Raw genomic sequence first — 14,048 nt, 5'->3', positions numbered from 1 at the left:
TCGACCTCCGACACGATCCGCTGATCGTCTCCCGCCACGTGCTGACCGCCCAGGTCGACGAGCATGTCCGGGAACAGGCCAACGCCATCGCGACCGGGGAGCTCGAGGCGATCGATGCCGACGCGATACGACACCTCGAGAAGATCGACCCCGACTACGTCGACCAGGCGAACGGATCGGCGCCCGCCGAGCCGACGGTCGACCCGGGGCCGGACGACGAGCCCCGGGACAAGGGCACTCACGGCACCGACCGGTTGACCGGACCGGCGGTGTAGCAACCCCCAGCGGGACCGGCAACCGATCCCGGTGGGTGAGCCCGTCGTCGGGTCGGTGGGGTCGTCGGGTCGGTGGGTCCTCAGCCCTGTCCGACCGCCCCGGCCAGCGCTGTGCCGAAGGTCTGCGCGGTCGCCCGGTCGAGCCGGGAGGTGGTGACGCGCAGACCATTTCGCTGCTCGGCGCCGTCGACGGCGAAGACCGTCCCGGGTTGTACGGCCCACCCCAGGCGCGCCAGTTCGACGCCGACCCGCTCCGCGGGCACCTCGGGCGGGAGATCGACCCACACGTTGATCCCGTCGGGCGGTCCCATGGTCGACGCCACCCCCCGGGCATCGAGCACGTCGATGAGAAGTCGTGTGCGACGGGCGTATTCGAGGCGTGCGGTGGCGATGAGCGCGGTCGTCGCCGGATCGGTGAGCAGGTGCGCCGCGGTGGTCTGCAGCAGGTGGCTGACCCAGGGGCGGCCGGAACGCAGTCGGGCGTCGAGCGCGGCGGCCGTGGTCGGGTCGGCATCGACGAGCGCGACCCGCAGATCCGGACCCAGGAATTTCGCGACGGACCGGACGACCGCCCAGTGTCGGCTGTTGTCCGGGATCACCCGCTGATAGTCGCGAACCGACAGTAGTGAGAAGTGGTCGTCTTCGATGACGAGCACCTCGGGGTATCGCTCGAGAACCGTGCGTAGTTCATCGGCACGAGCCGCGGAGAGGGCGATCCCGCCGGGGTTGTGACCGCGGCAGGTGACGATGACCGCTCGGGCGCCCGCACCGAGCGCCCGCGCCAGATGATCGGGGCGCATGCCGTGCTCGTCGAGCTCCATGGGGAGCGCGCGGTACCCGTTGACGCGGATCGTGCCGACGCTGGCGAGGAAGCACGGATTCTCCACTGCGACGCAGTCGCCGCGGACGAGGTGGGTGTTCAGCAGCCGCTCCATCGCGTCGACGGCTCCGTGGGTCGCGATGAGTTCCCCCCGTTGCGGGTGCTCCCCGAACAGCACCGACGCCGCCTCCCGCAGTGCCGGCGCCACCGCGGCGGTTCCGTACATCGTCGGTCGGTAGGGGGCCGCGGCGATCGCGGCGCGCAGGTCGGGCAGGAGATCGGGATCGGGATTGCCATCGGCGAGGTCGATGGTGTCCGCGGGAGCGGCGAGTTCACTGCCGGGGTGGAGCCGGTCGGCGACCACCGTTCCGCCCCGGCCGCGGGTGTCGGCGGCGCCCACCGAGACGAGCTGCCGGTACGCAGCGGCCACGGTGTTGCGGTTGACTCCCAACTCGGCTGCGAGTTCACGGATCGGCGGCAATGAGTCGCCCGGTCGCAGACGGCCGGAGATGATGGCGTCTCGCACGCTCTGGACGATGGCCTGCACCGTCTGCCCGGTGATCACGACGCTCACCACGACCTCCCTGCTGATCAAGATCACGTTCTTTTGTCCTAGGACAAATGCTACGGTGGTCGCACGGCACCGAGATCAGGAGTTGTGCGCCATGAACCGAAGTCCCGAATCCGCCCGTCCGACCTGGGGTCGCCAGGTTGCCTACTGGTACGGCGGGCGACTGCCCGCCTCGATGACGGAGTGGGTCGGCAACGACCTTGCCGGTCCCGGTGCGTCCGTGCGGATGGTCGCCCGGTGGTCGATACCGTGCATCCTGCTCCTGCTGCCGATGTTGTTCGTCCCCGCCCCGTGGGGAGTGCGGATCACCATGACGATGCCGATCCTGCTGTCGTACCTGTTCTTCTCCATCGCCCTGAACCGGGTCTACCGTCGCTACCGACTGGTCCAGCACGGACTGGACCCCGAGCTCGTCAACGCCGTCGATCGTGTGAAGAACGCCGACCTGTACGCCGAGTACCACCGGAAATACCGCGGCGAGAACGGCCGGCCGGTGTCCGTCTCCCGGTAGGGGACCAGGCCGCGTCACGGTTACTCAGCCCCAGCTCGGCAGCCAGATCTGCTGCCGCCACAGGCCGGGCGAGATCGGGGAAGCGGTGAGGATCGGCCACAACCACACGAAGTTGGTGACGACCAGACCCACGTAGATCGCCACCACCATGATCGCGAGGGCCCGACGCTCGGGCCGGGCGCGGGCCGTCGCCGCGGCCGAACGCAGCAGGTCGCCGCAGCACAGCGCGAGGCCCATCACCAGGAACGGCGCCAGCACGGTCGCATAGAAGAAGTACATCTGCCGGTCCAGGGCGAGGAACCACGGCAGGATCCCGGCGAGGTAGCCGACCAGGACCGCCGCGTACCGCCAGTCACGCCGCACGATCCACGACCACAGTCCCCACAGCAGCATCGGCAAGGCCAGCCACCAGAGAGCCGGTGACCCGATCAGCATCTGCGCGCGCACGCACTCGCCCGCGCCGCACTGGTCGGGACCGTTCTCGAGCGCGTAGAGCATGGGGCGCAGGCTCATCGGCCACGTCCACGGCTTGGACTCCCACGGATGCTGGTTGCCCGCCGAATTGGTCAGCCCCGAATGGAATTCGAGGATTCCCGACTCGTAGTACCACAGCGATCGCCAGGCGCCCGGGACCCAGGCGAACGGTCCGTCGGTACCGATCGTGTTGCCCACCTGATAGCGGTAGACGGCCGTCTCGCTGTTGAACCAGGGCAGGTAGGTCAGGAAGTAGATGACGACCGGCATCACCGCGAGGCTCGCGCCGCTCGGTACGACGTCGCGCGCCAGGGTGCCCACCCAGGGGCGCTGCACGTGGTACGCCCGGCGGGCGGCGACGTCGAAGCCGATCGCCAGTGCGGTGAAGAAGATGACGTAGTAGATGCCCGACCACTTGGTGCCGCAGTTGAGCCCCAGCATCACGCCGGCGACGAACCGGTACCACCGGAAGCCGAGGCGCGGCCCGAAGGGACTGTCGGCGATGCGGCCCTCGCGGTACACGCGGTCCATACGCGCCCGGACCTGGTCGCGGTCGGCGACGAGCGCGGCGAAGGTGGCCACGATGAACAGCGTCTGGAAGATGTCGAGCATGCCCATCCGCGACTGCACGAACAGCACGCCGTCGCAGATCGCGAACACACCCGCGATCGCTCCGACGAGCGTCGAACGCGTGAGCCGACGAACCGCACAGTAGATCAACACGACGATGAGGACGCCCGAGATGGCCGGTGCGACGCGCCATCCGAGCGGGCCGTAACCGAAGACCGCCTCCGAGGCGGCCAGCATCCACTTGCCGACCGGCGGATGCACGACGAGGCCGTACGCCGGGTTGTCCTCGATCCAGTTGCCGCCGGTCAGCACCTGCCAGCCCTGCGGGACGTAGTGCTTCTCGTCGAAGACCGGTGTGCCCTTGTCGGTGGGGTGGGTCAGGGCCCAGAAACGGGTGATGGTGGCCAGCAATCCGATGACCACGCCGACGAGGAGTCCACGCCCGCGGTCGGGGGCACCGAAGAGCGGTGCGGGCACGTCCGGGCCCAGGCGAGGTGGCACCCGATCGATCCTAGTGGTCCCTCGTAAGCTGGCTGTCGATGAACGCCGCCCAGTCCGACTCGCCCCAGCTCGACGACGATACGACCGTGTCTCCTGACGCCACCGGGGGCGCCGATCCTGGTCCCGGTCACTCGTCGGACGCGCGCGGCCGGCTGGTGTTGGCGGCCACCCCGATGGGACAGGTCGACGACGCCTCGCCGCGTCTGCGTGCGGCGCTGCGGACCGCGGACATCGTCGCCGCCGAGGACACCCGTCGCGCCCGTGCGCTGGCCGCGGCGCTCGATGTCGAGATCGGCGGACGGTTGGTCAGCTATTACGACCAGGTCGAGGCCGCTCGGACGCCGGGTCTCGTCAGCGCGATCGCCGAGGGGCAGACCGTGCTGCTCATCACCGACGCCGGGATGCCGTCGGTCAGCGATCCCGGGTACCGCGTCGTCGTGGCATGCGCGGACGCGGGACTACCGGTCACGGCACTGCCCGGGCCGTCGGCGGTGACGACGGCCCTCGCGGTGTCGGCCCTGCCCTCCGAGCGGTTCTGTTTCGAGGGGTTCGCTCCCCGCAAGCCCGGCGCACGGGCCGCGTGGCTGCGTGAACTGGTGTCCCAGCCCCGGACCGCGGTCTTCTTCGAATCACCGCACCGGCTCGCCGACACGCTGGCGGCCGCGGTCGAGATCCTCGGTCCGGACCGTCGCGCGGCGGTGTGTCGTGAGATGACCAAGACCTACGAGGAGGTCCGGCGCGGCGGACTCGCCGAACTCGCGGAATGGGCGAGTGGGGGCGTCCGCGGCGAGATCACCGTCGTGATCGCGGGTGCGGTCGCGGCCGAACCCGACATCGACGACCTCGCCGATCGAGCCGAGGAACTCGTGGCCGGCGGCATGCGCCTCAAAGACGCCTGCGCCGCGGTCACGCAGGGTTCCGCTGCCTCTCGACGCGACGTCTACCAGCAGGTGCTCGAAAGACGTCGAGCTGATCCGGGCTGACGCGCAACTCCACCCGCGGCGCGAGGCGGTAGGGGCGGCTCGAGACGAGCGCGCCGACCACCCGGCGCAGCCGCGACAGTTCGGCGCGCACGCTCACCGTGTGGCCGTCGTCGCCGAAGAGCAGCTGGCTCAACCGCTGTGAGGTGAGGCCCTGCTCGCCGGCGTCGGCGAGCAACAGCAGGATCTGGGCGTGGCGACGGGTCAGGACGGTGCGCCACGGTTCACCGTCGCCGGTCACCGTGACCGTCGGCTCACCGTCGAGGGAGAGGTCGGCCAGGACCGGGCCGGACGGACCCGCCGGACGCACCAGCCATCCGCGGCCGAGACGTTCGACCACACAGATCCCCAGTCCCGGCACGAACTGACGCATGTCGTCCGTCGGGACCGCGACGCGCACGGGCGGGGTGCAGCCGCGTCCTTCGGCCACCCACCCGTCGTCGTCGATGAGCAGTCCCGGTCCGTGCAGGCCGGCCAACTGCGCCTGGCCGGTGAACCGGAGTTCGGCGAGCTCTCGCTGGTGGGCGAGGGTGATCTCGTGTTCGCCGAGTGCGGCCAGCGCCGAGGTGAATGCCGATGCCGCCGGCTGCATCTCCATGGCCGGGCCCGCCAGGCCGGCGATGGCGATCATGTCCCCGGTGCGGTGGTCGTGCACCGGCACCGCGGTGCAGAAGAGTCCGTGCAGCGAACTGTAGTAGTGCTCGGCGCCGAACAGCCGGGTCGGGCGCTGGAGATGGACCGCGAGGCCCACGGCCGTGGTCGCGGTGGAGTTCTCGTCCCAGCGGCTGCCCTCGACGAGGTCGAGTCGATCGGCCTCCGGGAGAACGGACGCGGAACCTCCCCGCCACAGCAGCACGCCGTCCGCGTCGAACACGCCCAGGGTCATCGACGCGTCGTCCGCGGACTGGGCGAACAGACGCTGCAGCGGCTGCACCGCGTCCCGCAGCGGGTGCGTGGCCCGGCGCCTCTCGAGTTCGTCGTCGGAGATGTGGCCCGGATTGTGCGTGTCGACGGTGGACCGGTGTCGACCCGACCGGACACGGCCCCAGGATTCGACGACATCCCCCGGGACTTCGGCACGTGGGGTGCCGCCGGACATGAAGGCATCGTGGTCACGGCGCAGATCACGATCGAGCACCGCGAGATCGGTGGACGACCGGATGGGCACAGTCATGGCGGAATCGTACCCAAAGCGGCACTCGATCATGCCGATCCGCGCGACCCCACGATGCTCGCGGCCTTGTCGAGGCACTCCTGCCATTCCCGAGCCGGGTCGGAATCGATGGTGATCCCACCGCCGACACCGAGGGCGAGGGCCCCGTCGGGTGCGATCTCCACGGTCCGGATGGCGACGTTGAGGTCGAGGGCGCGGTCGGGTCCGGCCACGCCGATGGCGCCGCAGTACACGCCGCGGGCATCGGCCTCCCAGTCGTCGAGGAGTTCCATCGCCCGCAGCTTCGGGGTGCCGGTGACCGACGCCGGCGGGAACGTCGCCGCGAGAACGGCGTCGTTGCCCGTGCCCGGTGCCACGATGGCCTCCACCCGCGAGACGAGGTGCCAGACGCCCGGGGCGGGCACGACCGACAGGAGCTCGGGTACCCGCACGCTGCCGGTCACCGCGATGCGTCCCAGATCGTTGCGGACCAGGTCGACGATCATGATGTTCTCGGCGATGTCCTTGGCCGACGCCGCCAACGCGTCGGGGTCGGCGTGCGCGGGCAGGGTGCCCTTGATCGGCGACGACGTGATGATGTTGCCGGTCCGGCGCAGGAACGTCTCCGGCGACAGGCTCGCCACTGTTCCCCAGTCACCTTGTAGGAAAGCGGCTTTCGCCGGTGCGGTGGCGCCCGCGAGTTCGGTGAAGAAGTCGACGGGGTCGCCGCTGAGCGTGCCGGTGAAACGGGTGCACACACAGGCCTGGTACACCTCGCCGTCCCGGATCGCGTCGAGGCATCTCGCGATGGCGGCGAGGTGCGGAACCCGCTCGGGGGCATTCCATTCCGTCGCCGACGATGGGGTGGTGGCGCTCGGCCGGGCCGAGAAACGGTCGCCGGCGGCACGGACGGTCGCCATCGCCCAGTCTGGGATGCCGGTCCCGACGGACTCCCATCGGCCGTCGCGGAGCACGAGCACGCCGTCGGTGTGCCCGCCGGCGTTCGCCGGCAACGACGCCTCGTCCGGCCGCACCGGGAACCCGAGGTAGCCGAACCAGAACCGGTCGGGATCGTCGGGTGGGAGGCAGCCGGGCGTCAGTGCGACCGACGGTGCGATGACCGCGTCGGCGTCGTACCAGTCACCGATCAGCGCGGCCGGCGGCGGCAGGCGACGGGCGGCGGTCTCGGCGTGCAGTGCGCGGAGCACGTCGAGCGCAGGCGCTGCCGCGACCGGGCCGGGCAACGCAGATCCCACCCCGTTCGACGCGACCATACTGAGTGTGCGAGTTCAGTTCTCGTATCGCGGGAACACCGGAGTCGGCTTCGGCAGCACGGTTCCGGGTTCCAGCCGGCTCGCGACCGCGGTGAACTGACGATTGTCGTCGGCGACGAGCAGATCGAGGATCTTGTTGGACGACTCCGGCATGACCGGCTGGCTCAGGAGTGCGACGATGCGCACGACCTCGGCGCAGACATAGAGAACCGTGCCGGTGCGCTCGAGATCGGTCTTGGCCAGCTTCCACGGTTCCTGTGCCGAGATGTACCGGTTGGTCTCGGCCAGCGTCGCCCACAGGGTCTCCAGCGCCAGGTGGATGGCCTGGTTGTCGATGTGGGCCCGCACGGCGTCGAGCAGGGAGTCGGCACGCGCGAGGAGCGCGGTGTCGACGTCGGTCAGTTCGCCCGGTGCCGGCAGGGTGCCGTCGAAGTACTTGCCGATCATCGACAAGGTGCGCTGGGTCAGGTTGCCGAACTCGTTGGCGAGGTCGGCGTTGATGCGCGACACGATCGCCTCGGCGGAGTACGAACCGTCCTGTCCGTAGGACACCTCGCGGAGGAAGAAGAACCGCACCGGGTCGAGCCCGAACTCGTCGATGAGGTTCTCCGGGTCGACGACGTTGCCGACCGATTTGCTCATCTTCTCGCCCTTGTTGAACAGGAATCCGTGCGCGAACACCCGCTTCGGCAGTTCGACGCCGGCGCTCATCAGGAACGCGGGCCAGTAGACACAGTGGAACCGGATGATGTCCTTGCCGATGATGTGCAGGTCGGCCGGCCAGAAGCGTGCGAAGGCGTCCGGGTCGTCGACGAATCCGACGCCCGTGAGGTAGTTGGTCAGGGCGTCGACCCACACGTACATGACGTGTTCGGGATGGCCGGGCACCGGGACGCCCCAGTCGAAGGTCGTGCGCGACACCGACAGATCGGTGAGACCCCCCTTGACGAAACTGATGACCTCGTTGCGCCGGACGTCGGGGCCGACGAACTCCGGCTGGGACTCGTAGAGCTCCAGCAGTTTGTCCTGGTATGCCGAGAGCCGGAAGAAGTAGGTCTCCTCCTCGGTCCAGGTGAGCACGTGTCCGGTGTCGGTCGCGACGCGGTCGCCGGATTCGTCGACCCGGGTGTCCGCCTCGGCGTAGAAGGTCTCGTCCCGGACGTCGTACCAGCCCGAGTACTTGTCCAGGTAGATGTCGCCGCGGTCGCTCATCCGCTTCCACAGTTCCTCCGACGCCCGCTTGTGGTCCTCGTCGGAGGTGCGGATGAAGCGTTCGAAGCTGGACCCGAGGCGTTCCTGCAGGGCCTGGAATCGGTCGGAGTTCCGCTTGGCCAGTTCCGCAGTGGGGATGCCCTCCGCAGCGGCGGTCTGCTGCATCTTCTGCCCGTGGACGTCGGTACCGGTCAGGAACCGGACGTCGAACCCGTCGAGCCGTTTGAACCGTGCGAGCGCGTCGGCGGAGATGTACTCGTAGGCGTGCCCGATGTGCGGAGCGCCGTTGGGGTAGGCGATCGCGGTGGTGATGTAGTACGGGCGTCCGCCGCCGTGGGACGCGCCGGACGGATCAGGGCTGGTCAGATCGGGTGCCATAGTGCCCAACAGACTACCGACCGCGCGCGACCGGACCCAATTCCGGTCCGGCCGATTCGGTCGGTTCACACCCACCCCTTTTCGGTGAACCCACCGCCCGGTGTGGAGGTGGGTTCACGGAAATGGGGTGGGTTTGCGGCTCATGAAACCTGGCGCTCAGTCCACCGGCCGCTGGTCCAGAATCACGACCGCTGTCCGGGCGACCATGTCGTCGGCATCATGGATGTACACCTGTAGCGCCGAAGTCGATGCGGTACCGGGGATTTCGGCGAGCGCCTGCACCAGCCTCGATCGGACGGCCGCGTCCGGGTCGGCGCCCAGGCGGTCGACGAGCAGGTCGACGATCCGTTCTCGATGTGCCTCGTGGCCGGCGAGGATCTCGGCGGCCTCGACGTCCCGGTCGCCGGCTGCGATGAGCTCGACCAGTGCGTCGACCGCAGCGGCGACACCGCGACGCCCGAGGGTCAGGGCGGCGATGCGTCGGACCACGGTGTCGGGGTCGTCGAGCAGGCCGCGCAACACCGAGGCGACCTCCGGGGTCTCGTCGACGGCGGCGAGGGCGGTGACCGCTCGGCGTCGGATCGACGGGTCGGGGTCCGACGCGCCGGTGGCGAGACGCTCGACGCCGCCCGGCCGCTGCGCGAGGGCCCAGCGCAGCGCGCCGGCGACGTTGGGATCGGTCTCGGCCAGCAGCGCGTCGGCCAGCGAATCCCCGGACACGCCCACCTCCCCGGCGAGCAGTGCGGCCTGCTGACGAAGGGCCGCGTGTTCGGACTGGACCGCACGGAGCAGACCGATCACCCCCAGCACCGACGACCAGTCGGCGGCGCCCGTGGCGCGGACATGCTGCAGGCGCTCGAGGAGCTGCGCGTCGGCGGCCATCCTCGCCTTCGTGTCGTCGACGAGCCGGTCCATGAGCGAGTCCGGCGCGAACTCCGGGTCGTCGAGCGCGAGTCTCACCTCCCGCAGCGACAGTCCGAGCGAGCGGAGACTCTCGACATGCATGAGCCGCTCGAGGTCGGCGTCGGAGTATTCGCGATAACCGCCCGACGTCCGGCCCGTGGGCCGGACGAGGCCAAGCGAGTCATAGTGGCGCAGCATCCGGTTGCTCAGACCGGTATGCCGCGCCACCTCGCCGATCAGCACCGCTACGTACCGTCCTCTGGCTCGATCGCCGACGAATCCTCCGCCGCGGCATCGCTGTTCACCAACCGTGTCGCGTACTCCAACGCAGCGGCGAAGTCGCTGTCCGGGTCGTCGATCAACCGCTCGGTGGCGGCCACGTGTGCCCGTACCGTCAGATCGCCGCGCCTCTTCGCGGCGGTCAATGGTCCGGCGGCGAAGCCTCCGAGCCCGGCCAGGGCACGGCTGAGACTCCGCTGCACGTCCGTGCTCCCACGACCGAGTTCGCCGGCCAGTTCGTTCGCGAGCCAGGTCTCCCGCCCGGACGGGACCAGGCCGACGGCGGTCCGCCACGCGGCGCGCGCCACCTCGTCGTCCGTGTCGTGCAGGAGCGCGAGGGTGATCGACGTCCACGCCGATCGATCCCCGATCTTCGACAGGGTGTGCAGGGCCTGGGCCCGCGCCTGTGGGGACGCCGACCCCAGCTCGGTCACGAGTCCGGGAACCGTGAGATCGGCGGGCAACCGCGTGAGGGCCCAGGTCAGCATGTCCCGCACGAAGAAATCCGGCTCGACGCCGCAGCGTCGGATCAGCTCCTCGGCGTAGCCGGGATGCGGGTTGCTGCCCGCCGCCATCGCGGCCCGCAGCCTCGTCGAGGCGTCGTCGGCGGCGAGCGCCGCCAGCAGGGCAGGGTCGGACGCGTGGGTTGTCTGGTCGGTCATCGTCGACCACCTCCTTCGCCACCCATCTGAGCGCTTGACACAGTGAGAAGGTCAAGCGCTGAGATGTAGTGGTGTGTCTCGGAAATAAGCGACTGGTCTCCGGCGCTCGATCGGTGCCTGGCTGCGTTGTCGTCGGTCGAGATAGCTCCGCTATCCCTCCCTCCTCCGCCTTGCCAGACCACCGATCGCTCCACCGGATACCGGCCACCTATTTCCGAGACACACCACTAGATCTCCCGGCGATACGGTTCGCACCCCGGCGGGGCCTTCGGTGGTTCGCGGTATTCCAGCTCCGGAATGTGCATGGTCATCGGCGCGGACTCGAGTGTGAACTTCTCGCCGTGGTGCGCCAGGTCGATCGGCGGGCCCGACAACAACCGGTACGTCGCATTGTCCTTGTCGACGGCCACCACGATCTTCGAGTCCCGGATGATCATGCGGAAGGACATGTAGGTCAACCGCTTCGGCAGCCGCGGTGCGAACGTGATGTTCCCGCCGAAGTCGCGCATACCGCCGAAACCCGCCACGCAGTCGGTCCAGGCACCGGCGAGAGCCGCGATGTGCAGGCCACTGCTGACGTTGTTGTGCAGGTCGTGCAGGTCGGTGAACACGGACTCGGCGAGCAGGTCGTAGGCGAGATCGGGGTAGCCGACCTCGGCGGCGGTGACCGCCTCGCAGCAGGCCGACAGCGACGAGTCACGAACGGTCAGTGGGTAGTAGTAGTCGAAGTTGCGCAGCTTCTGCTCGGGCGTGAAGGCGTCCCCGAACAGGTAGGTCGCGAAGACCAGGTCGGCCTGCTTGACCACCTGCTTGCGGTAGAGGTCGTAGTACGGGTAGTTCAACAGCAGCGGATAGCGTCCCACCGACGACTCGAAGTCCCAGGCGCCCAACAACGTGAACGACTCACACTGCTGGTGCACGCCGAGCGCGTCGTCGAAGGGGATCGTCATGTCGTCGGCGCACGCTTCCCAGTGCGCCGCCTCGGCGGTCGTGACCCCGAACTGCTCGGCGAGATCCGGACGGCGATGCACCGCCGCCACGGCGTCGCGCAGATTCTGTTGCGCCGCCAGGTTGGTGAAGGTGTTGTTGTTCACGACGGCGGTGTACTCGTCGGGACCGGTGACCCCGTCGATGCGGAACTTACCGTTCACATCGTGGTGCCCGAGGCCGGCGAACAGCCGGGCGGTCTCGACGAGAAGTTCGACGCCGCATTCGGTTTCGAACTGCTCGTCGTTGGTGGCCCGCAGATAGCGCGCGGTGGCGTTGGCGATGTCGGCGGAGACGTGGACGCCCGCGGTGCCCGCGGGCCAGTACCCCGAACACTCGTCGCCGTTGATCGAGCGCCACGGGAACATGGCCCCGCGTTGCCCCAGTTCGGCGGCCCGGGACTTCGCTTTGTCCATGGTGGAGTGGCGCCATCGCAATTCCTCGCCGGCGGCGGCGGGCACGGTGTAGGTGAGCATCGGGAGGATGAAACTCTCGGTGTCCCAGAAGGTGTGACCGTCGTAGCCGGGGCCGGTGAGACCCTTGGCCGGGATCGCGCGGGACTGACCGCGCGCGCCGGCCTGCAGGACATGGAACAACGCGAAGCGAACCGCCTGCTGCAGTTCCGGATCGCCGTCGAGTTCGACGTCGGCGTCGCGCCAGAAGTCCTCGAGGTACCGGACCTGGTCGGCCTTGAGCGAATCCCAACCGGTCTCCATCGCCATCGCGAGGGCCGCGTCGACCTGGGCGCGCAGCGCCGGCACCGAGCGTCGGGCCGACCAGCCGTACCCCATGTACTTGGTGAGGGTGAGACTCTTGCCCTTCGGCACGTTGGCCGCGATGGTGAGCCGGGCCAGGTCGCCGTCGGCGCGGATGAAGGTGTCGGCCTTGTCGGGGAAGTAGATCTCGTGGTCCATGCCGGCCGCCATGTGCAGGCCGGACTTCTTGGTGTGGTGGACCAGCATGCCCCAGTAGTTGCGACAGGTGGCGAGGTCGGAGACAAGCGGGGCGTCGAGTGCCGCCGCCAGGCGCGGGTCGTTGCCCGGTGCCGGAACCGGCTCGTTGGCCAGGAGATCGGACTGCAGAACGAGTTTCATGTCCTCGTCGACCGGCTCGACCTCGTACCGGATCGCGGCGATCGTGCGTTTGGTGAAGGACACGAGGCGTTCGGACTTGATGCGGACCTTTCGGCCGGTGGGTGAGGTCCACACCGTGTGACGACGCAGGGTGCCGGTCCGGAAGTCCAGCGTCCGCTCGTGCTCCTCGGTACGCCCGTACCGAAGGTCCATCGGCTCGTCCTCGACCAGCAGCCGGATGATCTTGCCGTCGGTCACGTTGACGACGGTCTGTCCGGATTCGGGATATCCGTAGCCGCTCTCGGCATAGGGCAGGCCGCGCAGCTCGTAGAAGCCGTTGAGGTACGTGCCGGGATGATCGACCGGCTCACCCTCTTCGAAGGACCCGCGTAAACCGATGTGCCCGTTGGACAGTGCGAACAGCGTCTCGGTTCGGCCCAACATGTCCAGATCGACGCCACCGCGCCACTTCAGCTGCCACGGATGGATCTCGAAGCCGAAGTCGTGGCCGTGCTCGGCGGTCATGCGGGGAGCAATTCGACGAGGTCGTTCACGACGATGTCGGCGCCGGCGGCACGCATCGCCTCGGCCTGGCCGCCGCCGACCCGGTCGATGCCGACGACGTAGCCGAAGGCTCCCGCGCTGCCGGCCGCGATGCCGGAGATGGCGTCTTCGAAGACGACCGCCGCGGCGGGCTCGACGCCCATCAGTTCGGCGCCCAGGAGGAACGAGTCGGGTGCGGGTTTGCCCTTCAGGCCTTTCGACACGATGTCGAGTCCGTCCACCCGGACCTCGACGAATTTCGACAGGTCTGCCGCATCCAGCACTGCTGCTCCGTTCTTCGAGGAGGTCACCACGGCGATCCGGAGACCGGCGTCGCGCGCCGCCTCGAGATATCGCACGGACCCCGGATAGGCCTGCCCGCCGTCCTCGGCCAGGCTGACCAGGAACATGTCGTTCTTACCGTCTCCGATCGCGGTCACGGTCTGCGCGTCGACATCGTCGATTCCGCGAGAGGCGAGGAAGGCCCGGACGCCGTCCTCACGGGGACGTCCGTCGACGTAGTCCAGATAGTCCTGATCGGTGAACTCGACGAAATCGGCGTGGTCTGCGCCGCCCGCACGGGCGGCGAGAAAGGCGTCGAACGCCTTCTTCCACGCCTTGCGGTGGAGCACCGCGGTCTCGGTGAGAACCCCGTCGAGGTCGAACAGTGCGACGGTGATCGAATCTGGCAATCCCAACACGCTTCGCCACGCTACCCGTCCCGGGCGACTCCGGCGCGATTTGCGTGGCCACCCCGGGCGTTTTCTGCCGGCCGCGGGCGCGCGATCGCACGCGTCGTCCCGGACAGCGGTTCGTCCGGCGACGCCTGCGCGCCCGAAAAGGCTTTGACCGGGCGACAACTGGAGGTGAGACGATGGTCCG

Annotated in this window: 11 protein-coding genes and 1 pseudogene; 3 read left to right on the top strand and 9 right to left on the bottom strand. The window is 69.0% G+C overall.

The genetic code is table 11. From position 1 onward, the window contains the following. Positions 1–275 (top strand): annotated as a pseudogene (locus Q9R39_RS22465) (BCCT family transporter); the annotation flags it as partial. Between the two features lie 80 nt (positions 276–355). Here Q9R39_RS22465 and Q9R39_RS22460 read toward each other — a convergent pair. Next, positions 356–1,669, bottom strand: coding sequence for an aminotransferase class I/II-fold pyridoxal phosphate-dependent enzyme (locus tag Q9R39_RS22460; RefSeq protein ID WP_277242777.1), 1,314 nt, complete (start codon positions 1,667–1,669; stop codon positions 356–358). A 91-nt stretch (positions 1,670–1,760) separates the two neighbouring features. On the opposite strand from Q9R39_RS22460, the gene Q9R39_RS22455 reads away from it, so the two are divergent. Then, on the top strand, positions 1,761–2,177 hold the full coding sequence (locus Q9R39_RS22455) for a DUF5313 domain-containing protein (RefSeq protein WP_068972385.1): 417 nt from the start codon (positions 1,761–1,763) through the stop codon (positions 2,175–2,177). A gap of 24 nt (positions 2,178–2,201) precedes the next feature. Here Q9R39_RS22455 and Q9R39_RS22450 read toward each other — a convergent pair whose 3' ends face one another. Beyond that, positions 2,202–3,731 carry a dolichyl-phosphate-mannose--protein mannosyltransferase gene (locus Q9R39_RS22450; protein WP_396275731.1) on the bottom strand — a complete coding sequence of 510 codons (1,530 nt, stop codon included), beginning with the start codon at positions 3,729–3,731 and terminating at the stop codon, positions 2,202–2,204. A 29-nt stretch (positions 3,732–3,760) separates the two neighbouring features. On the opposite strand from Q9R39_RS22450, the gene rsmI reads away from it, so the two are divergent. Next, positions 3,761–4,705, top strand: a complete 945-nt coding sequence (rsmI, locus tag Q9R39_RS22445) for a 16S rRNA (cytidine(1402)-2'-O)-methyltransferase (protein WP_137808875.1) — start codon at positions 3,761–3,763, stop codon at positions 4,703–4,705. Here the strand turns inward: rsmI and Q9R39_RS22440 are convergent. The 7 genes from Q9R39_RS22440 to Q9R39_RS22410 form a co-directional block, all read right to left on the bottom strand. Continuing rightward, positions 4,629–5,876, bottom strand: coding sequence for a helix-turn-helix domain-containing protein (locus Q9R39_RS22440; protein WP_277242775.1), 1,248 nt, complete (start codon positions 5,874–5,876; stop codon positions 4,629–4,631). The two genes, rsmI and Q9R39_RS22440, sit on opposite strands and share 77 nt — an antisense overlap. Positions 5,877–5,905: 29 nt before the next feature. Beyond that, positions 5,906–7,129 (bottom strand): aminodeoxychorismate synthase component I, encoded by a 1,224-nt coding sequence (locus tag Q9R39_RS22435; RefSeq protein WP_277242773.1) that lies wholly within the window; start codon positions 7,127–7,129, stop codon positions 5,906–5,908. Between the two features lie 15 nt (positions 7,130–7,144). Further along, the gene (gene metG / locus Q9R39_RS22430) at positions 7,145–8,719 is read right to left on the bottom strand and encodes a methionine--tRNA ligase (RefSeq protein WP_277242772.1); all 1,575 of its coding nucleotides are present in this window, start codon (positions 8,717–8,719) and stop codon (positions 7,145–7,147) included. 156 nt (positions 8,720–8,875) lie between these two features. Further along, positions 8,876–9,865, bottom strand: coding sequence for a HEAT repeat domain-containing protein (locus Q9R39_RS22425; protein ID WP_311278287.1), 990 nt, complete (start codon positions 9,863–9,865; stop codon positions 8,876–8,878). 2 nt (positions 9,866–9,867) lie between these two features. Then, positions 9,868–10,563, bottom strand: coding sequence for a HEAT repeat domain-containing protein (locus tag Q9R39_RS22420; protein WP_288815158.1), 696 nt, complete (start codon positions 10,561–10,563; stop codon positions 9,868–9,870). A 227-nt stretch (positions 10,564–10,790) separates the two neighbouring features. Then, positions 10,791–13,148, bottom strand: a complete 2,358-nt coding sequence (locus Q9R39_RS22415) for a glycoside hydrolase family 65 protein (RefSeq protein ID WP_058251451.1) — start codon at positions 13,146–13,148, stop codon at positions 10,791–10,793. After that, on the bottom strand, positions 13,145–13,867 hold the full coding sequence (locus Q9R39_RS22410; RefSeq protein WP_058251450.1) for an HAD family phosphatase: 723 nt from the start codon (positions 13,865–13,867) through the stop codon (positions 13,145–13,147). Before Q9R39_RS22410 ends, Q9R39_RS22415 begins: the two co-directional genes overlap by 4 nt. Positions 13,868–14,048 lie beyond the last annotated feature (181 nt).

Origin of the sequence: Gordonia sp. AC31, assembly GCF_031844505.1 — a bacterium.
Classification (GTDB): domain Bacteria; phylum Actinomycetota; class Actinomycetes; order Mycobacteriales; family Mycobacteriaceae; genus Gordonia; species Gordonia hongkongensis.
The sequence above is the reverse complement of the archived record's forward strand: the minus strand, read 5'-3'. Positions and strand labels throughout refer to the sequence as shown.

What these genes read in the sequence shown, in the direction of transcription:
- Q9R39_RS22455 (WP_068972385.1), top strand. Translation starts at nt 1,761, where the DNA reads ATGAACCGAAGTCCCGAATCCGCCCGTCCGACCTGGGGTCGCCAGGTT.
- rsmI (WP_137808875.1), top strand. Translation starts at nt 3,761, where the DNA reads ATGAACGCCGCCCAGTCCGACTCGCCCCAGCTCGACGACGATACGACC.
- Q9R39_RS22440 (WP_277242775.1), bottom strand. Translation starts at nt 5,876, where the DNA reads ATGACTGTGCCCATCCGGTCGTCCACCGATCTCGCGGTGCTCGATCGT.
- Q9R39_RS22435 (WP_277242773.1), bottom strand. Translation starts at nt 7,129, where the DNA reads ATGGTCGCGTCGAACGGGGTGGGATCTGCGTTGCCCGGCCCGGTCGCG.
- metG (WP_277242772.1), bottom strand. Translation starts at nt 8,719, where the DNA reads ATGGCACCCGATCTGACCAGCCCTGATCCGTCCGGCGCGTCCCACGGC.
- Q9R39_RS22420 (WP_288815158.1), bottom strand. Translation starts at nt 10,563, where the DNA reads ATGACCGACCAGACAACCCACGCGTCCGACCCTGCCCTGCTGGCGGCG.
- Q9R39_RS22415 (WP_058251451.1), bottom strand. Translation starts at nt 13,148, where the DNA reads ATGACCGCCGAGCACGGCCACGACTTCGGCTTCGAGATCCATCCGTGG.